The following is a 17,988-nucleotide window of genomic DNA, read 5'->3' on the forward strand; positions in this document are numbered from 1 at the left end:
GGCACGCATCCGTGGCTCGGGGAGCCTGCAGCCCCGCCTGACAACAACGATCTGCCATGTCGCTCGGAACGCTTGAGCGCAGTGCGCCGCCATTTTTCAAGCAAGGGCCGTCGGCCCTTTCCAAGCTGGCCCTCTACAGCGCGTTGGCGCTGTTTTTGATGGTGGCGGATGCGCGCTTTCAGCTCACGGGCGCGTTGCGCCAGGCGGTGGCTGCTGTTATTTACCCGGTGCAATGGCTGATGCTCCAGCCGGTCGAATTCATCGCGCAGGGAAGTGGTTACTTCCAGTCGCTGCGCAAGGCCCAGGAAGACGCCGATGCGGCGCGCAAGCAAATGACCCTGATGTCACAGCGCTCGATCCAGGCGGAGCAGCTGATGCAGGAAAACGCGCGGTTGCGTCAGTTGCTGGACCTTCGAACCCGGTTGGAAACCCCCGCCCAGGCGGCACAGGTGCTCTATGACACTGCGGATCCTTACACCCGGCGGGTTGTGGTGGACCGGGGCCGAACGGCAGGGGTGGAGCTGGGTGCGCCAGTGCTCGACGAGAAGGGGGTGCTGGGGCAGGTCACGCGCGTGCATCCGTTCGTGAGCGAGGTCACCTTGCTGATTGACCGCGACCAAGCCATCCCGGTACTGAACATTCGCACCGGTGTTCGGGGCGTCGCCTACGGAGACCCGGTGGCGGGCCATGCCGGGGGCATGGAACTGCGCTTCATGCCGGCGAACGCCGACATCCTTGAGGGGGATCTGCTCACCACCAGCGGTGTCGATGGGCTGTATCCACCGGGTTTGCCCGTCGCCAAGGTGGTGCGTGTGGAGCGGCGGGCCGATTCGGCCTTTGCCCGTATTTATTGCGCCCCCGTCGCCGGGGTCCAAGGGGCCCGCCACGTGATGCTGCTCAAGCCGGCGGCAGAGCCCATGCCAGAGCGTCCCGAACCCGACGCGGCGCTTCCTGGCAAGAAGGGGGCGCGCAAGTGACGGGGTGCGGGTATGTCGCGCCAGAAAGGATCGCGCCATGATCATGCCGCGCGGGCAGCCATTGCTGCTGCCAGTCAATCCCGTTTTCATTGTCGCCAGCCTGCTGGTGGGCTTGGCGATCAACTTTTTGCCGCTCGGACGGGTGGTCTGGACTCCCGACATCCTGTTGCTGCTGCTGGCATTTTGGGTGGTGCACCAGCCCCAGCGCGTCGGCATGGGAGTCGCCTTCGTGCTGGGCCTGTGCATGGATGTCCACCAGTCGTCCTGGCTGGGTCAGCATGCCCTGGTCTATACGGTGCTGTCATTTGGCGCGATGGCAATGCATCGCCGTCTGCTGTGGTTCAGTGTTCCATCCCAGGCGCTGCAGGTGTTCCTCTTGTTTTTGCTGGCCCATGCGGTGGAGCTGTTGCTGCGCATGGTGGGTGGCGGAATCTTTCCTGGTCTCTGGGGCTTGCTCGCGCCTGTGTTGGAGGCCTTGCTCTGGCCCTTGGCCAGCTGGGTGCTGCTGGCGCCGCAGCGTCGTCCGCCTGATCGCGATGAGAACCGGCCCCTGTGAGGCCCCTGTGAGGCCTTCTTTGAGCATGACGGCGTGCGCCTTATTCGATTCTGACGCGCTGCGCGCCACGGCTTGCGCGCGCAGTGCGCACGCGGCCGAAGGTTGGATGCCATGACGGAACTGCGCAACGTCGAGGCCGAGGCATCGCGTTTTCGCACGCGCGTGTTGGTGATTGGTGCAGTGGTTTTTCTGGCGTTCTGCCTGATCGTGGCACGCCTGCTCTTTTTGCAGGTAGTGCGGCACGAAGACCTCGCGGCGCAGGCCGAGAGCAACCGCACGGCGATCGTTCCCATCGTTCCCAACCGCGGTCTCATCCTGGACCGCAACGGCGTGGTGCTGGCAACCAACTATGCGGCCTACACGCTCGAAATCACGCCATCGCGGGCGGGAGTGCTGGATGAAACCATTGATGGCTTGTCGAAGGTGGTGGAGATACAGACCCGGGACCGCCGCCGCTTCAAGCGATTGATGGAAGAGTCGCGCAATTTCGAATCGCTGCCCATCCGCACCCGCCTGACGGACGAGGAGGTGGCGCGCTTTACGGCGCAGCGCTACCGATTCCCCGGTGTGGACGTCAAGGCACGGCTCTTTCGTAACTATCCCCTGGGGGAAGTCGCAAGCCACGCCATCGGCTACATCGGGCGCATCAACCAGGCGGAGAAGGCCCGGATACAGGACTCCGACGACGAGGCCAACTACCGCGGCACCGAGTACATCGGCAAACTGGGCATTGAGCAGAGTTACGAAGCGGCATTGCACGGCACCACGGGCGTGGAGCAGATGGAGACATCGGCAGGCGGCCGGGCCGTGCGCAAGCTGTCCAGCCGCGCGGCCACGCCCGGCGACAGCGTGATGCTGTCGATCGACATCAAACTGCAAAAGCTCATTGAAGAGTTGTATGGATCCCGCCGCGGCGCACTGGTGGCCATCGACCCGCGCAACGGCGAAATCCTGGCGCTGGTCAGCAAGCCCACGTTCGACCCCAACCTGTTTGTCGAGGGCATCGATTCGGAAAACTGGGCCGCGCTCAACGAGTCCATCGACAAGCCGCTGCTCAACCGCGCCTTGCGCGGCACCTACCCGCCTGGCTCCACCTACAAGCCCTTCATGGCGCTGGCGGCGCTGCAGTTGAATAAGCGCTCGCCCACCCTGGTGATGAACGACCCGGGTTTCTACACTTTTGGCGGCCACACCTTTCGCAGCCACGAAGGGGGGCTGGGCGGCGTGGACATGCACCGGGCCATCCAGTTTTCGAGCAACACCTACTTTTACTCGCTGGCCGTGGACATGGGCGTCGATGCCATTCACGATTTCATGAAACCGCTGAGCTTTGGCCAGCCGACCGGCATTGATCTCAATGGCGAGGTGCGCGGCACGCTGCCCAGCACCGAGTGGAAGCGCAACGCCTACAAGCGCCCGGACATGAAGCGCTGGTTCCCTGGCGAAACTGTGTCGCTGGGCATCGGTCAGGGCTACAACAACTTCACCATGATGCAGCTGGCGCTGGCGCAGGCCACCATGGCCAACGGCGGAATCCGCTATCGCCCGCACATGGCCAAGGCCGTGAAGAATTCGATCACGGGGGTGGTGACCGAGATCGTCCAGCCGGCAGGTGAAAACCTCGGCTATCTGCCCAAAAACGTGGACATCGTGCGCAATGCGATGGTGGCCGTGATCAAGGGTGGCACAGGTACGCGCGTGTTTGCGGGGGCCCCCTACACCGCAGGCGGCAAGACCGGCACGGCCCAGGCGGTGAGCCTCGGACAGAACGTGCGCTACAACGCCAAGGCGCTGGAGGAACACCAGCGTGACCACTCCCTCTTCACGGCGTTCGCGCCTGCCGAAGCCCCCACGATTGCTCTGGCACTGATTGTCGAAAACGCCGGCTTTGGCGCCGCGCACGCAGCGCCCATTGCGCGCAGGGTGTTCGATTACTGGTTGACGGGGGAATATCCGAGCGAGGCAGACATTGCGGCCGTGCAAAAGGGGCAGGCCTCGGCCCCCATCGGCAAGCCGCGTGCCGCTGCCGATGTTCCGCTGCTGGCACCTTAGATTCTTTAAAAATGATAGCTATTGGCGCTTGCTGCATAAGCGCTTAAGCCGTATTTCATCGAAAATTTGGGCGCCACTGGCTTCCGTCGTGTGCTTCAGGCGGCCGGGGTGGCTGCAGTCCGTTGGGGTGGCTGGAGCTGGCTGAAAACCAGCGCAGCCACAATCAACGCCGCTCCGCTCAGCCCGTGCCATCCCAGGCTTTCGCCCAGCAACGCCCAGGCGGTCAGGGCGGCGAAAACCGGCTCCAGGCCAAACACGATGGCACTGCGCATGGCATCCACGCGCTGCTGGCCCCAGGCCTGCAACGTCACCACGACCACGCTGGCCAGGAAACCCAGGTACACGAGCGCCAGCCAGCTTGACGTCTGCAGGCTGCCCAGTGATTGCAACCAGTCCATGCTGCCATCGCGCGCCAACAGCAGCACCGTGGCGGCCGCGCACATCACGGTGGCCTGTGCGGCGGCCATGCGCGTGGCGCGCAGCGGGTGCGCCGAGTTGCGGCGTGCGCATTCTTCCAGCACCAAGATATAGATGGCATAGAACACCGTGCTGGCCAGCGTGAGCGAATCGCCCAGATTCCAGGGCTCGTTCTCGTGGAACATCAGTGCCATGCCGGCGAAGGCCATGGCGCAGGCCGCCCACAGGCGCCAGCCATAGCGGCGACCCAGGGCCGCCATGGCGATCAGGGGCACCACGAGCACATTGAGTCCGGTAACAAACGCATTGCGATTGCTGCTGGTGCGTGCCAGACCTTCAATCTGGAGCCAGAACGCCAGAAACAGCAGCAGCCCCAGTGCGCAACCCCACAGGCGTTCCTGGGGCCGCATGCCCACCCACAGCGGGGCCAGCACCAAAAGGGCCAGGGCAAAACGCAACCAGATGATCTGCAGGGCATCGAGGTGCGCCGACAGCAGCTTCATGGCGGGGAAGGTGGTTCCCCACACAGTGGTCACCACCAGCAGGGCGATGAGGCCAAAACGTTCAGATCGCATAAATATCGGGACAGTCTTCAGCGCGTGCACGGGCCGGGCCAGTGCGCTGATGTGAAAAGAGCGGAAGACGACGCGAGGGCCGTGCCGCAGCCCCGGCGCCGGGAGGCCTTGCGGTCACCCATTCGGCGTGGACGCGGCTTTTCAGGCACCCATCCGGCCAATGAAGGCGCGGATACGGTCGTTTCCGGGATTGTTGAAGAACTCGGCAGGGGGCGCATCGTGCGCAATGCGCCCCTTATCGAAAAACAGCACACGGTCCGACACCTCGCGTGCAAAGCCCATCTCGTGGGTCACCACGATCATGGTCATGCCGCCGCGCGCCAGTTCGCGCATCACGTCGAGCACTTCCTGCACCATCTCGGGGTCGAGCGCCGAGGTCGGCTCGTCAAAGAGCATCACCTTCGGCGCCATGGCCAGGGCGCGGGCGATGGCCACGCGCTGCTGCTGCCCCCCGGACAACTGCCAGGGGTACTTATGCGCATGGTCCTGCATGCCCACGCGGCGCAGCAGGGTCATCGCCTGCTCGTTGGCCTGGGCCCTGGCGAGATGGCGCAGGCGCCGCGGGGCCAGGGCAACGTTGTCGAGTGCGCTCATGTGGCCAAACAGGTTGAACTGCTGGAACACCATGCCCACCTCGCAGCGCTGCTGTTGCAGGGTGCGGGGATCGTCCGTGACGGGCACGCCACCGATGCGGATGGTGCCGCTGTCGTGCGGTTCCAGCCGGTTGATGGCGCGCAGCAGGGTGCTTTTCCCCGAGCCTGACGCGCCAATGATGACGGTCACCTCGCCAGTGTTGAAGTGCGTGGACACATCCTTAAGCACCTGGTTCGTGCCAAAGGACTTGCAGACATTCTCTGCCACGATGTAAGGCGTCGGGTCGCTCATTGGATGCGTCCTTCGACATCAAAACGGTGTTCGATGGCGTTGGAAAGCTGCGTTACCAGCGTGGTCAGCAGCAGGTAGGTCAGGGCCACGGTGGTCAGCGTGGCAATGGGCTGAAAGGTTGCGGACTGGATGCGGTTGCCCACATTGGTCAGTTCGACCACGCCAATCGCGTAGGCCAGCGAGGAATCCTTGAGCAGTGCCACGAAGTTGCTGACCAGGGGAGGCAGCGATATCTTGAAAGCCTGCGGAAACACCACATCGAAAAACACATGGCCGTGCCCAAGACCCAGCGCGCGTGCCGCTTCCGTCTGCCCCCGGGGCACCGCCAGCAGGCCCGCGCGAATGGCCTCGGCGTTGTAGGCGCCCACGTTCAACCCCAGTGCCACGACGGCGGCGGCAAAGTCGGGCAGGTTCAGTCCAGGCACCAGGACCGGAAGCGCGAAGTAAACAAACAGGATCTGGACCAGCAGCGGCGTTCCGCGAATGGCCCAGATGTAGAAACCCGCCAGCCAGCGCAAGCCGATCCAGCGGGCGGTGCGCGCCAGTGCGGCCGCTGTGCCCAGCACCAGGCCCACCGCGCCGCTGATCAGCGTCAACCACAGCGTGGTTCGCGCGCCATCGGAAAACGCCTGTGCGTTGGAGCCGATGGGTTCGGGAAAAAGTGAAAGTATCTGGCCGAGGAGGGCCAGCATGAACACCATCAGGACCAGGGCCGCAATCAGCGTGGCATTGCTACGCTGCGGGCGGCTCCAGTGGCGCGGCCAAAGGGCTATGAGCATGGATCAGAGAGGGCCGAAGCCCCGTTTTCAGTTGCAGCGTACGTCTTCGTTGAAGTACTTTTTCGACACGGCGGCGTAGCTGCCATCGGCCATGGTTTCGGCCAGGGCCTTGCTCCACGCATCGGCCAGGGGCTGGTTGCCCTTGGCAACCGCCGAGGCGATGCGCTCGATGAACACCATTTCACCCAGTTGGAGACCTGCCTTGGGGTTCTTCGCCACCACTTCCTTGGCGACGAAACGGTCGGTCACCCAGGCGTCCACCCGGCGCGAGGTGAGCGCGCTGCGCGCATCCACATCGGTGGGGAAGTTCTTCATTTCCTTGATGGTCGTGACCTTCTGGACATTTTCCAGGTAGCTCGTGCCGGTCTGCACGGCGACGATCTTGCCGGCCAGGTCCTTGGCGCTGCGGATTGCGGGGTCCATGGCAATCACCATGCCGCCAGAGCAATAGTGCGGCGCGGTGAACGTGACGGCCTTGGCGCGCTCGTCGGTCACGCCATGCGATGCGATCACCAGGTCCCAGCGGTCCTGCTTCAGGCCGGTCAGCAGGGCATCGAAACCGATGGTTTTCCACTCGATTTTCAGTCCCATCTTCTTGGCTGCGAGTTCTGCCACTTCCACCTCGAAGCCCGTCAGCGTGGTGCCCTTGAAGTAATTGAAGGGCGCAAATTGTCCTTCAGTGGCCACAATGATCTTGCCACCCTTCTTGATCTCATCGAGGGAGCGGGCCTGCACGGAAAAGGCGGCACACAGAGCCACAGCGGAGGCGATGAACTGGAAGAGCTTCATGGTGAATCCTGTCTTGGGGTGGTACAGATACAAAAAATCCGGCTTGCGGGTCACGCAACCGGAGCCAGGAAAATGATAGTGCCCAAAGGTGGCGGGCGTCACAAAAATGTCGCAATCAATTATAGAGGGCAGGCCCTGCCGCAGGGACTGTTGCTTTCGCAGCGAGTGCGGGCGGGCGCTTCAGCGCAGGAAGGCGTCGTAGCCCGTCTTGAGGATCAGGCTGCCCACGACCACGATGAAGATGCCCCGCACAAAGCCCGCGCCGTGCTTGAGCGCCATGTGCGTGCCCAGCAGGCTGCCCAGCACGTTGGCCACGGCGAGCGTCACGGCGTAGTGCCACCACACATGGCCCTTGGCGGCAAACAGCGCAATGGCGGCAATGTTGGTGGCGCAGTTGAGCAACTTGGCCGAGGCCGACGCGTTCAGAAAGTCGTAGCCCAGCAGCCGCACGAACAGGAAGACGAAGAAACTGCCAGTGCCGGGCCCGAAGAAGCCGTCATAAAAACCGATGAGCACACCGATCAGGCAGGCCGCCAGCACTTCGGCCCGGCCGGCATAGCGCGGTGTGTGGTGCCGACCCAGCTCCTTTTTGGCAAGCGTGTAGGCCAGCACGCCCAGCAGGACGAGCGGTAGCAGCTTGCGCAGGAAGTCGGCCGACATGACCGTGACCGTCCATGCGCCGGCGAATGCGCCCACGAATCCGGCCGCTGCAGCGGGCAGCATGGCGGGCCAGCGGATCTGCACGCGCCGGCTGTACTGCCAGGTGGCCATGGCCGTTCCCCACACCGATGCCGCCTTGTTGGTGCCCAGCAGCGTGGCCGGTGGCGCGCCCGGAAAAGCCGCAAACAGCGCCGGCACCATCACCAGCCCCCCTCCGCCAACAATCGCATCCACAAAGCCTGCGAGCAGCGAGGCCAGGGTGATAAAAATCCATTCCATCGCTGGATTCTCGCACCTGGTTTGCTATCAATTTAGAACTTGTATGCGCCGTGCTTCGTGCGGCGTGCGCGCAAAGCAGGCAAGAAAAAGGCGCCGGGATCGCCGGCGCCTGAAAAAAGAATGCACCTCGTTGGGTGCTTGGATTTGATTGTTGGTAGAGATGTCTCCTCGGGCCCCTCGCTTGGCACACCGAAGCGCGCTTTCGAGTGCCGCAACTTTAGCGGCTGCACTTCGGTCCCTGATGGCCACCCAAATTCCCCCGTCTATGGCCACCTCAAACTCCCCCACCTGAACTGATCGGGGATAGGGGTTTAACGCCGGCGTCGTCGGCACCTGTTGGCAGGACATTGATCCAGTCTTCCCCGAGGGAAGGCCAAGGAGTGAATGTCTTGAAGTCCAACCAACGCGCCACCATAGAGACACTGCTGGAGCGCAACACATCGCAACGCGAGATCGCCCGCATCACGGGCATCGACCGCAAGACGGTCAGGAGCTACCACCAGCGCTGGCTGGAGCAACTGCAGTCAAATTCCCCCGGGGTGGCCACCGGCTCGGCAGGTCAAATTCCCCCACCCTGGCCACCGGCTCCTGGGCCGGTGGCCACCTCCCTGTGCGAACCCTGGCGCGAGTTCATCGAAGCCCAGCTGCGGCTGAAGCGAAACGCCACGGCCATCTACCAGGACCTGGTCGACCAGCACGGCTTTGATGGCCAGTACAACTCGGTCAAACGCTTCTGTGCAAAGTTGCGGCACAAGGAGCCCGAGCAGTTCGATCGCCTGTCCTTCCTGCCCGGCGAGGAGATGCAGGTGGACTACGGCGAGGGCGCGCCCACCCGCGTGCCCGGCAGCGACCGGTACCGCAAGCCCCGCCTGTTCGTGGCCACCTTGCGGTATTCCCGTGCCAGTTTCCGGTGCGTGGTCTGGAAGTCCAGCCAGCAGATCTGGGCCGAGCTGCACGAGCGGGCCCTGCGGTACTTCGGGGGCTGCCCCCAGTACGTGGTGCTGGACAATCTGAAGGAAGGCGTCCTCAAGCCCGACCTGTACGAGCCCGATCTCAACCCGGTGTACGCCGCCGCCCTGGCGCACTACGGCGTGGTGGCCGACCCGGCGCGGGTGCGAGACCCCAACCGCAAGGGCACGGTGGAGCATGCCATCGGCCATACCCAGGCCACGGCCTTGAAGGGCCGGCGCTTTGAGTCCATCGAGGCCCAGAACGAGTTCCTGGCGCACTGGGAGAAGAGCTGGGCATCCAAGCGCATCCACGGCACCGAGCGACGCCAGGTGCAGGCCATGTTCGAGGAAGAGCGCAGCCACCTCAAACCCCTGCCAGTGCTGGGAATGCAGTATTTCGACGAGGCGGTGCGCACCGTCTGCGACGACAGCTGTGTGCGGGTGGATCACAGCAGCTACGCCGCTCGCCCGGCGAACATCGGCTCCAAGGTGTTGGTGCGCATCTACGCCCAGCGCATCGAGATTCGTGACATGCACACCCGTGCCTTGCTGCGCACCCACGCCAAGGCCGAGCGTCCCGGCACGGTGATTCTGCCCATGGAGGAGCGGGTGTTCAATCCGTCTCGCGAGACCCGCCTGATCCTGCGTCAGGCCGGCGAGATTGGTGAGCACGCCAGCCGGCTGTGTGAGCTGCTCTTTGCCATCGAGGGTCGTGTCGGGCAGCGCAAGCTCTGGGGCATTGTGGGACTCATGCGCCGTTACCCGGCGCACTGCATCAATGCCGCCTGCGCCCAGGCCCTGGAGCAAGGGGTCTACAGCTACAAGCGCGTGCTGGCGCTGACCGAAGCCCTCTTTGCCCAGGCGATGGCGGCCATCGAGGCTACCTGCGGCGAAGCACCCGCCGCCGGTGCCCACGCGCTGACGCAGCAGCATGAGCTCATCCGAGACGCTGAGGAGTACAGCGATCTCTTCGCGCTCGCCGCCGCCACGGCAAACACCACCACCACCACCACCACCACCACCACCACCAACAACACCACCAACGCACCGGGAGTTCAGCCATGAACATGATCGAGATCGAACGCGCGCTGCGCGAGCTGCGCCTGTCCGGCATCGCCGAGACCCTGTCCACCCGCGTGATGCAGGCCCAGGCCGCCCAGCAGCCTTTCCTGGAGACCTTCGCCGCCATGCTGCAAGACGAGCTGGACCGCCGGCGCTCTCGCCTGACCGAGCGCCGCTTCAAGCGCTCGGGTCTGGATGAGCGCCCCTCGCTGGCTGACTTCGACTGGCGTTTCAACCCGAAGCTGCCGCGCAGCGCCTGCTTCGAGTTGCACACCCTGAAGTTCATCGGCGAGGGGGCCAACGCGCTGATCATCGGCAAGCCGGGCACCGGCAAGAGCCATGTGGCCAAGGCCGTGGCCTACCAGGCCACGCTGCAGGGCTATGACGTGCGTTACCTGGAAGCCGACACCGAGTTCGCCCGTTACGCGCTGGCCACTACGGCAGAGCGCACCGAGCTGCTCAAGGACTGGGTCGCGCCGGACCTGCTCGTCCTCGATGACCTGTTCCTGGCCAGACGCATCAGCGAGCATGCCGCTGAAGTCCTACAGGCCATCGTGCACCAGCGCTACAAGCTGCGCCGCGCTGTTCTCATCACGTCCAACCGCGTGGTGCAGGACTGGGGCAAATACCTCGGCGACGCCACCATGGCCAGCACCATCCTGGATCGCCTCATGCACCGCTGCGCGATGCTGGAGTTCGAGGGCAAGAGCTACCGCCTCAAGGAGGCCGCTGCACGCATCGCCATCACACCCGAGTCGTCATAATCCGACCGTCCTGCCTGGGGGAATTTGGGGTGGCCAAGGGTGGGGGAATTTGACCTGGCCATCGGGGCTTCGGTGGTGCATTGGGAGTTTCCCGCACCCATTTGCAGGGCCTCCAATGCCGCTTTTGCCCCGAATTGGCGGGCTCTGGCTGGCATGGCTTGTGCAACGCGCTTGTAACTGTCGTTTTCAGAAGGCGACTGCACCGGTTCATTGGGTTGGCCGTACCGAGTGCATAGGACTGCTGACACGACCTGTTCAGTAGTCGTATGCACGAGCCGCCGCGAGGGGATGGGATTGCTCAGGAGTCCCCTGCACGATGCTGTCTTGCGCCGTCACTTTACTAACCATAAACACCCTTTGTATGCCTTAGACAGAATTACGGGTTAAGTGACAATTTTTGACGACCGGCACGTTCTGGCTCACACTGTCACATAATCGAACGTATATGTGACAGGCGAAGAGATGTTGATCGGCTATATGCGGGTGTCGAAAGCGGACGGATCCCAATCCACCAATTTGCAGCGCGATGCGCTCATCGGCGCCGGCGTGAGTCCTGCCCATCTCTACGAGGATCTGGCATCAGGCCGACGCGATGATCGCCCAGGGTTGGCTGCTTGCCTGAAGGCGCTTCGTGAAGGGGATACGCTGATCGTATGGAAGCTCGATCGGCTCGGCCGCGATCTGCGCCACCTGATCAATACCGTGCACGACCTGACTGCGCGTAGCGTGGGACTGAAGGTCCTGACCGGTCACGGTGCAGCGGTCGACACGACGACTGCCGCCGGCAAGCTTGTGTTCGGCATTTTTGCTGCGCTGGCAGAGTTCGAGCGGGAGTTGATTTCCGAGCGAACGGTCGCCGGGCTTGTCTCGGCGCGCGCTCGCGGCAGGAAAGGGGGGCGCCCCTTCAAGATGACCGCCGCCAAGCTACGCCTGGCGATGGCCAGCATGGGGCAACCGGAAACCAAGGTGGGCGATCTCTGCGAAGAACTGGGGATTACCCGGCAGACGCTCTACCGGCATGTGTCACCCAAGGGAGAGCTGCGACCAGACGGCGTAAAGCTGCTCTCCCGAGGTTCAGCCGCATAGTAGCGGCGACCTGGAACGAGGCTGTTCAGTGCGGCAACGATCCGATTGCCGGTGTCGACCCGATGCAGCCGTCCAGCTTTGACGGAAGCTGTCGTTCAACGCCTGAATTAAGCCGCGCCGCGAAGCGGCGTCGGCTTGAATGAATTGTTAGATGCCAACCCGGTCAATGTGCGCTGACCTTGGATAGCAGGTTTAGAACGGCGACGCCACTGACGATAAGTCCCATGCCAATGAACGCCCAGAAGTCTAGTTTTTGGCCATGGAAAATCCAAGCAATAGCTGCCACAAGCACGATGCCAAGCCCAGCCCATACAGCGTAAGCAATACCGACCGGAATGGACTTGAGCGCGAGAGACAAGAAATAGAACGCAAGCCCGTAGCCAGCCACAACTACAACGGAAGGAACTAACCTAGTGAATCCATGGCTAGACTTCAGTGCGGAAGTTGCGATGACCTCGCCAAAGATTGCAACAGCCAGAAATATCCAGTTCTTCACGCGCAATCTCCTCTACGGTATGAAGGAGAAATTGTAGTGGCTATGAGTTGCCAAAAACAGTCTTGCGGCTATCGATTTTCTGTGAGCATACGCAACGCCAAATCTGGCATCTAAATTTATTTGGCGAAATTTGTTCAATTGTACTTGACGCTCACACAAAAAATCTCTATCATATATAAAAAACACGAAGCATCATAGGTTTATCTAGTTTAGGGAAAGAGAAAATAACTTTTTCATGAGTTGAACAACAGCGGCAAACTATTAAAAAGCTAAAAAGAGGAGTTGACTTGTAAAAATTTTGATTGCACGGCCTTATCTATGATAGGCGCGACAAAATGATAGGAGGCATTCACCTTGTTTAGCAGCACAGGCATAAGATTTGATTTACATTTCTGATGCAATTATAATGGTGGGCAAGAATGGCCGAAATACATAATAAACAGTCATTCCTCAATCCAGTCTTCAATTGCGGCCGCCTTCGTTTATTTTTGGCTTCCGCCACCTAGATGATGTTATTTATTCAAAAAATTTTTAGAAAAAAAGGAGAAATGATTATGTCAATTGCGGTTACAGGTGCTACTGGTCAACTCGGTGGGCTTGTGATTCAACATTTGCTCAAAAAAGTTCCCGCCAGTCAAATCATTGCCATCGTGCGTAATGTTGAAAAAGCCTCTACTCTTGCCGATCAAGGCGTGGAAGTTCGCCATGGCGACTATAATCAACCGGAATCTCTTCAAAAGGCTTTTGCAGGTGTCTCCAAGCTGCTCTTTATCTCAGGTCCGCATTATGATAATACGCTTCTTATCGTTCAACATGCAAATGTCGTAAAAGCTGCCAGAGATGCGGGAGTCAAACATATTGCTTACACAGGATATGCCTTTGCTGAGGAATCAATAATTCCCCTTGCACACGTACATTTAGCAACGGAATATGCCATCCGTACGACCAATATCCCGTATACTTTCCTGCGTAATGCCTTATATACGGACTTTTTTGTAAATGAGGGGCTGCGCGCATCCATAGAGTCTGGAGCAATTGTTACGAATGCGGGAAGCGGGATCGTTAATTCAGTAACACGCAATGAACTTGCTTTGGCTGCCGCAACGGTTCTTACAGAGGAAGGGCATGAAAACAAAACGTATAACCTTGTTTCCAATCAACCGTGGACCTTTGATGAACTTGCCCAAATTCTCTCCGAGGTTTCCGGCAAAAAAGTCGTGCATCAGCCTGTCTCATTCGAAGAAGAGAAAAATTTCCTCGTAAACGCTGGTGTCCCTGAGCCGTTTGCTGAAATTACGGCAGCGATCTATGACGCGATTTCCAAAGGAGAAGCGTCCAAAACATCAGATGATCTGCAAAAACTGATCGGATCCTTGACCCCTCTGAAGGAAACCGTAAAACAAGCCCTGAAAATGTAAGAATTGACCAAATGACATAAAATGAAAAAACAGAACATCCAATGACTGCAAACTCGTGACCTGCTTTATCTTAGTTCGAAAATAAGCCCTGTCACGCAGACAGACATTAACAGCCTGAGACCTAAAATTACATAAGGACTCAGGCTGTTTTATTTCTTTTGATCACGTTGGCGGATTTAAAAACGAAACGAGAGTATATCATCTTTTACAAAAGGGGGTTTAGGGCGACAGTTCTGCCGCATAACATCGGGATGTCGGATAACATGTTCTGCAACCTTCTGTTTAGAATAAGAAATATCGCGCAAGGCAAGATAACAACGCAGGTAAAGCAGCAGCTGGCATGGTGTGTGGTCTGATCGATTCCGGGCACAGGCGTATAGCATATCCTCCCGCCGGGGTGGCCGCTATCCGGAGCGCTTGATGACCGGCCGCTCCTGGCCGCCTGCCGCCCGTCATTCCCTGATGGGTTCAACCCCCTTTGCTGCTGTAGTGCATTCGGCTTCTGACATTTGGCGCAGCCGTCTTCTGAAAACGACAGTAACAATATGCGAAAGGGAGCGCTTATGCGGTCATTCATGCACCGGTTCATTGCGGTCGTGTCATTGAGCCTGGGGCTATGCGTCAGTGCGATGGCCCAGACAGCGCCGCCGGCCACGACAAACCCAGCCACCGGGGCGCTGGCGCCAGCCGCTGCGGCGCCACTGACGCGCCCCACGCTGGTGGCACAGGACACGGTGAGCGCGGCCGACACCGGCTGGATGATGACTTCCACCGCCCTGGTGCTGCTGATGACGCTTCCGGGCATCGCGCTTTTTTATGCCGGCATGGTGCGCAAGAAGAACGTGCTCAACACCATGGCCAGTGTGGTCGCCATTGCGGCACTGGTCAGCCTGTTGTGGTTTGCGGCGGGGTATTCGCTGGCGTTCACGCCGGGCAGCGCCTGGCTGGGGGGGCTGGACCGCATGGGATTCGCGGGGCTCGATTTCCAGCTCGCTGAGGGCAAGCTGGCCGTGAGCCATGTGGCCCCGCGCATTCCCGAGTCGGTGTACGCCATGTTTCAGCTCACGTTTGCCATCATCACGGCCGCGCTGCTGGTGGGGGCGTTGGTGGAGCGCATGCGGTTTTCCGCCATGCTGGTCTTCATCGGGCTGTGGACCGTGGTGGTCTACGCCCCCGTGGCGCACTGGGTGTGGGAACCCGGCGGCTGGCTGGCCCAGATGGGTGCGCTCGACTTTGCCGGCGGCTCGGTGGTGCACGTGAATGCGGGCGTGGCCGGACTGGTGTGTGCCTGGTTCCTGGGTCGCCGCACGGGCTATGGCCGCGAGCCCTTCGAGCCCTATAACCTGGGCCTCACCATGGCGGGCGCCGGCATGCTGTGGGTGGGCTGGTTTGGCTTCAACGCAGGCTCCGCCGTGGCGGCGGACGGGCGCGCCGGACTGGCGATGGCGGTGACGCAGCTGGCGGCAGCGGCGGGTGCCTTGTCGTGGATGCTGGGCGAATGGGTGGTGCGCGGGCGCCCGTCCCTGCTGGGGCTGTGCTCTGGCCTGGTGGCGGGGTTGGTGGCCATCACACCGGCGGCGGGTTTTGTCACGCTGCGTTCGGCGGTCGTGATTGGGCTGGTGGCCGGGCTGGCCTGCTATTGGGGGGCCACGGGGCTCAAGCGCCTGCTGCGGGCCGACGATTCGCTGGACGTCTTCGGTGTGCATGGCATCGGGGGCATCGTGGGCTCGTTGCTCACGGGCGTGCTGGCCAGCAAAACGGTGGGGGGCGTGCAGGGCAGCCTGCTTACCCAGGCTATTGGCGTGGGCGCGGTGATGGCCTACAGCCTGGTGGTGACCGCCGCGCTGCTGTGGCTTGTCAATTTTGTGATGGGTTTGCGTGTGGACGAGCAGAGCGAGCAGACCGGACTCGACATTGCCCAGCATCGCGAACGCCTGGGCGGCTGAAAGGGCCTTGCCATGCCAGACATCGACAGGCTCGCCATTGCCGCCCATCTGCATGTGCTGCTGCGTCGCAAGACGGGGCGCGTGACCGACACCGAATGGATGGCGGTCAACGCCGGTTATGCGCTGGAGATCGTGCGCTTTGCACGCCAGCATGCCCAGGAAGACAACCTGCCCGAATTGGCCGAGTGGGCCGACCGCCTGGACCGCGCCTTCCATGCCGAGCACCTTGGCGCAGCGCGCCGCCCGCTGCTGGATGTGGCCGCGCAGGCCGTGCGCCAGCGCATCGCGCCACCACCATCCACGGAACCCCCGCCAGAGGTACCGCGCTACGTGGGCGGTATCCGCTGAAGCCGGTCCTGCCCTGGGTCTTTGTGGCGACGGCCCCTATGCCTGCGGCCGCCACCGCAGGGTCAGAGGGACGGGCTGGCCAGCGTCAGGACGCTGCCTTGCGTGCCTGCAAAATCCACTCGGCAGCCTTCTCGGCCAGCATCAGCGTGGGCGAATTGGTGTTGCCGCTGGTGATGGTGGGCATGGCGCCCGCATCCACCACGCGCAGGCCGCCAATACCGCGCACGCGCAGCTGCGCGTCGAGCACCGCCATCGGGTCATCGTCCCGCCCCATCTTGGTCGTGCCCACGGGATGGAAGATGGTGGTGGCGATGTCGCCCGCCAGGCGGGCCAGGTCTTCATCGGTTTCGTATTGCGTGCCGGGTTTCCATTCCTGGGGCTGGTATTTGGCGAGCGCGGATTGCGCAACGATGCGGCGCGTGACACGCAGGCTGTCGGCCGCCACCTTGCGGTCCTCCGGGGTGCTGAGGTAGTGGGGGGCAATGGCAGGTGCGTCCTGAAAGCGGCCGCTCTTGATCTGCACCGTGCCCCGGCTGGTAGGGTTGAGGTTGCAGACACTGGCCGTGAACGCGGGAAAGCCGTGCAGCGGCTCGCCAAAGGCGTCGAGCGACAGCGGCTGCACGTGGTATTCGATATTCGGCCAGGGCTGGTCGGGGCTGCTGCGCGTGAAGGCGCCGAGCTGCGACGGCGCCATGCTCATGGGGCCGCTGCGCTTGAAAGCGTATTCCAGCCCGATCTTGGCCTTGCCCCACAGCGTGTTGGCCATGGTGTTGAGCGTTTCCACGCCCTGCACCTTGAACACGGTGCGGATCTGCAGGTGGTCCTGCAGGTTGGCGCCCACGCCGGGCAGGTCGTGCACTACGTCAATGCCATGCTGGCGCAGCAGTGCGGCGGGGCCAATGCCCGACAGCTGCAGCAGCTGGGGCGAGTTGACGGCGCCGGCGCTAAGGATGACTTCTTGCGTGGCGCTGGCAGTGACCATCTCGTGGCCGTCCCACACCTGCACGCCGGTGCAGCGCTGGCTGCCGTCCGGCTGCGTCTCGATGATGAGCTGGGTCGCTTGCGCGGCGGTCCACATCTCGAAGTTGGAACGGCCGTAGCAGGTAGGGCGCAGGAAGGCCTTGGCCGTGTTCCAGCGCCAGCCATTTTTCTGATTGACCTCGAAGTAGCCCACGCCTTCGTTGCTGCCGCCGTTGAAATCATCGGTGGCCGGAATGCCTGCCTGCTGCGCAGCCTGGGCAAAGGCGTCGAGCACATCCCAGCGCAGGCGCTGCTTTTCCACGCGCCATTCGCCCGTGCCGCCGGTGCTCTTGCTGCCGTGCAGGCGCTTGAAATTTTCGTTCACGCCGCCGGGCTGATCGAGGCGCCAATGGTCTTCGTGGCGCCGAAAGTAGGGCAGGGTGTTGTCCCAGCGCCAGCTGTCATCGCCCGTCAGCGCGGCCCACTGGTCATAGTCGCGGGCCTGGCCGCGCATGTAGATCATGCCGTTGATGCTGCTGCAGCCGCCCAGTGTCTTGCCGCGCGGGTAGCGCAGGGTGCGGCCGTTCAGTCCGGCGTCGGGCTCGGTGTTGTAAAGCCAGTCGGTGCGCGGGTTGCCAATGCAGTAAAGGTAGCCCACGGGGATATGGATCCAGTGGTAATCGTCCTTGCGGCCTGCCTCGATGAGCAGCACGCGGTTGCGGCCATCGGCACTCAGGCGGTTGCAGAGCAGGGCGCCGGCCGTGCCGCCGCCGATGATGATGTAGTCAAACGTGGTGTCGCTCATGGATTGAATGGTGGCTGCGGCGGTGCGCGGAACAGGAAAGTAGTTGGGCGCCATTGTGCGGTGGGTAATCCACCTGTCGAGGGTAGAAACACGAATTGCTACGCTATTTGTAGCTAATGGCGCTTGTTGATGTTGCGCTAGCGGCCAATTTGACAATAATTGCACGCACGGGGCTTGCGGCTGT

The 17,988-nt window shown here is 61.8% G+C and carries 16 protein-coding genes; 9 read left to right on the forward strand and 7 right to left on the reverse strand.

The window, feature by feature from the left end; all coding sequences use genetic code 11:
* Positions 1 to 56 precede the first annotated feature (56 nt).
* From mreC to mrdA, 3 genes are all read left to right on the forward strand, one after another.
* Positions 57 to 977 (forward strand): rod shape-determining protein MreC, encoded by a 921-nt coding sequence (gene mreC / locus CCX87_RS00880; RefSeq protein ID WP_087743048.1) that lies wholly within the window; start codon positions 57 to 59, stop codon positions 975 to 977.
* A 37-nt stretch (positions 978 to 1,014) separates the two neighbouring features.
* Entirely contained in the window at positions 1,015 to 1,533 is a 519-nt protein-coding gene (gene mreD / locus CCX87_RS00885; protein WP_087743050.1) for a rod shape-determining protein MreD, read from the forward strand.
* 111 nt (positions 1,534 to 1,644) lie between these two features.
* Positions 1,645 to 3,585 carry a penicillin-binding protein 2 gene (mrdA, locus tag CCX87_RS00890; RefSeq protein ID WP_087748105.1) on the forward strand — a complete coding sequence of 647 codons (1,941 nt, stop codon included), beginning with the start codon at positions 1,645 to 1,647 and terminating at the stop codon, positions 3,583 to 3,585.
* Positions 3,586 to 3,680: 95 nt separating this feature from the next.
* Here mrdA and CCX87_RS00895 read toward each other — a convergent pair whose 3' ends face one another.
* From CCX87_RS00895 to CCX87_RS00915, 5 genes are all read right to left on the reverse strand, one after another.
* A complete protein-coding gene (locus CCX87_RS00895) occupies positions 3,681 to 4,577 on the reverse strand; it encodes a DMT family transporter (protein WP_087743052.1) in 897 nt (298 codons plus the stop codon).
* Between the two features lie 141 nt (positions 4,578 to 4,718).
* On the reverse strand, positions 4,719 to 5,462 hold the full coding sequence (locus CCX87_RS00900; protein WP_087743054.1) for an amino acid ABC transporter ATP-binding protein: 744 nt from the start codon (positions 5,460 to 5,462) through the stop codon (positions 4,719 to 4,721).
* The gene (locus CCX87_RS00905) at positions 5,459 to 6,241 is read right to left on the reverse strand and encodes an amino acid ABC transporter permease (protein WP_087743056.1); all 783 of its coding nucleotides are present in this window, start codon (positions 6,239 to 6,241) and stop codon (positions 5,459 to 5,461) included. Before CCX87_RS00905 ends, CCX87_RS00900 begins: the two co-directional genes overlap by 4 nt.
* A gap of 27 nt (positions 6,242 to 6,268) precedes the next feature.
* Positions 6,269 to 7,030, reverse strand: a complete 762-nt coding sequence (locus CCX87_RS00910) for an ABC transporter substrate-binding protein (protein WP_086913873.1) — start codon at positions 7,028 to 7,030, stop codon at positions 6,269 to 6,271.
* A gap of 180 nt (positions 7,031 to 7,210) precedes the next feature.
* Complete coding sequence (locus CCX87_RS00915; RefSeq protein WP_087743058.1) at positions 7,211 to 7,969, reverse strand: sulfite exporter TauE/SafE family protein; 759 nt, start codon at positions 7,967 to 7,969, stop codon at positions 7,211 to 7,213.
* A gap of 380 nt (positions 7,970 to 8,349) precedes the next feature.
* On the opposite strand from CCX87_RS00915, the gene istA reads away from it, so the two are divergent.
* The 3 genes from istA to CCX87_RS00930 all read left to right on the forward strand — a co-directional run bounded on the left by istA (position 8,350) and on the right by CCX87_RS00930 (position 11,831).
* Positions 8,350 to 9,984, forward strand: coding sequence for an IS21 family transposase (gene istA, locus CCX87_RS00920; protein ID WP_087743060.1), 1,635 nt, complete (start codon positions 8,350 to 8,352; stop codon positions 9,982 to 9,984).
* Positions 9,981 to 10,745: an IS21-like element helper ATPase IstB gene (istB, locus tag CCX87_RS00925; protein ID WP_056269326.1), complete on the forward strand. Its 765-nt coding sequence runs from the start codon at positions 9,981 to 9,983 to the stop codon at positions 10,743 to 10,745. The genes istA and istB overlap by 4 nt, the downstream gene beginning before the upstream one ends.
* A 462-nt stretch (positions 10,746 to 11,207) precedes the next feature.
* Positions 11,208 to 11,831: a recombinase family protein gene (locus tag CCX87_RS00930; RefSeq protein WP_011222094.1), complete on the forward strand. Its 624-nt coding sequence runs from the start codon at positions 11,208 to 11,210 to the stop codon at positions 11,829 to 11,831.
* A gap of 163 nt (positions 11,832 to 11,994) precedes the next feature.
* Here the strand turns inward: CCX87_RS00930 and CCX87_RS00935 are convergent, their stop codons facing one another.
* Entirely contained in the window at positions 11,995 to 12,327 is a 333-nt protein-coding gene (locus CCX87_RS00935; protein ID WP_043876060.1) for a quaternary ammonium compound efflux SMR transporter QacF, read from the reverse strand.
* Positions 12,328 to 12,836: 509 nt separating this feature from the next.
* Here CCX87_RS00935 and CCX87_RS00940 point away from each other — a divergent pair.
* From CCX87_RS00940 to CCX87_RS00955, 3 genes are all read left to right on the forward strand, one after another.
* The gene (locus tag CCX87_RS00940; protein ID WP_198314741.1) at positions 12,837 to 13,745 is read left to right on the forward strand and encodes an SDR family oxidoreductase; all 909 of its coding nucleotides are present in this window, start codon (positions 12,837 to 12,839) and stop codon (positions 13,743 to 13,745) included.
* A gap of 563 nt (positions 13,746 to 14,308) precedes the next feature.
* Positions 14,309 to 15,691, forward strand: a complete 1,383-nt coding sequence (locus CCX87_RS00950; RefSeq protein ID WP_087743063.1) for an ammonium transporter — start codon at positions 14,309 to 14,311, stop codon at positions 15,689 to 15,691.
* Between the two features lie 12 nt (positions 15,692 to 15,703).
* Positions 15,704 to 16,039, forward strand: coding sequence for a hypothetical protein (locus CCX87_RS00955; RefSeq protein WP_087743065.1), 336 nt, complete (start codon positions 15,704 to 15,706; stop codon positions 16,037 to 16,039).
* A gap of 85 nt (positions 16,040 to 16,124) precedes the next feature.
* Here the strand turns inward: CCX87_RS00955 and CCX87_RS00960 are convergent, their stop codons facing one another.
* Entirely contained in the window at positions 16,125 to 17,804 is a 1,680-nt protein-coding gene (locus tag CCX87_RS00960; RefSeq protein WP_087748106.1) for a GMC family oxidoreductase, read from the reverse strand.
* Positions 17,805 to 17,988: the final 184 nt, after the last annotated feature.

This window comes from Acidovorax sp. T1, from assembly GCF_002176815.1.
Lineage (GTDB): Bacteria > Pseudomonadota > Gammaproteobacteria > Burkholderiales > Burkholderiaceae_C > Acidovorax.

What these genes read in the sequence shown, in the direction of transcription:
- mreC (WP_087743048.1), top strand. Translation starts at nt 57, where the DNA reads ATGTCGCTCGGAACGCTTGAGCGCAGTGCGCCGCCATTTTTCAAGCAA.
- mreD (WP_087743050.1), top strand. Translation starts at nt 1,015, where the DNA reads ATGATCATGCCGCGCGGGCAGCCATTGCTGCTGCCAGTCAATCCCGTT.
- mrdA (WP_087748105.1), top strand. Translation starts at nt 1,645, where the DNA reads ATGACGGAACTGCGCAACGTCGAGGCCGAGGCATCGCGTTTTCGCACG.
- CCX87_RS00895 (WP_087743052.1), bottom strand. Translation starts at nt 4,577, where the DNA reads ATGCGATCTGAACGTTTTGGCCTCATCGCCCTGCTGGTGGTGACCACT.
- CCX87_RS00900 (WP_087743054.1), bottom strand. Translation starts at nt 5,462, where the DNA reads ATGAGCGACCCGACGCCTTACATCGTGGCAGAGAATGTCTGCAAGTCC.
- CCX87_RS00905 (WP_087743056.1), bottom strand. Translation starts at nt 6,241, where the DNA reads ATGCTCATAGCCCTTTGGCCGCGCCACTGGAGCCGCCCGCAGCGTAGC.
- CCX87_RS00910 (WP_086913873.1), bottom strand. Translation starts at nt 7,030, where the DNA reads ATGAAGCTCTTCCAGTTCATCGCCTCCGCTGTGGCTCTGTGTGCCGCC.
- CCX87_RS00915 (WP_087743058.1), bottom strand. Translation starts at nt 7,969, where the DNA reads ATGGAATGGATTTTTATCACCCTGGCCTCGCTGCTCGCAGGCTTTGTG.
- istB (WP_056269326.1), top strand. Translation starts at nt 9,981, where the DNA reads ATGAACATGATCGAGATCGAACGCGCGCTGCGCGAGCTGCGCCTGTCC.
- CCX87_RS00930 (WP_011222094.1), top strand. Translation starts at nt 11,208, where the DNA reads ATGTTGATCGGCTATATGCGGGTGTCGAAAGCGGACGGATCCCAATCC.
- CCX87_RS00940 (WP_198314741.1), top strand. Translation starts at nt 12,837, where the DNA reads ATGTTATTTATTCAAAAAATTTTTAGAAAAAAAGGAGAAATGATTATG.
- CCX87_RS00950 (WP_087743063.1), top strand. Translation starts at nt 14,309, where the DNA reads ATGCGGTCATTCATGCACCGGTTCATTGCGGTCGTGTCATTGAGCCTG.
- CCX87_RS00955 (WP_087743065.1), top strand. Translation starts at nt 15,704, where the DNA reads ATGCCAGACATCGACAGGCTCGCCATTGCCGCCCATCTGCATGTGCTG.
- CCX87_RS00960 (WP_087748106.1), bottom strand. Translation starts at nt 17,804, where the DNA reads ATGAGCGACACCACGTTTGACTACATCATCATCGGCGGCGGCACGGCC.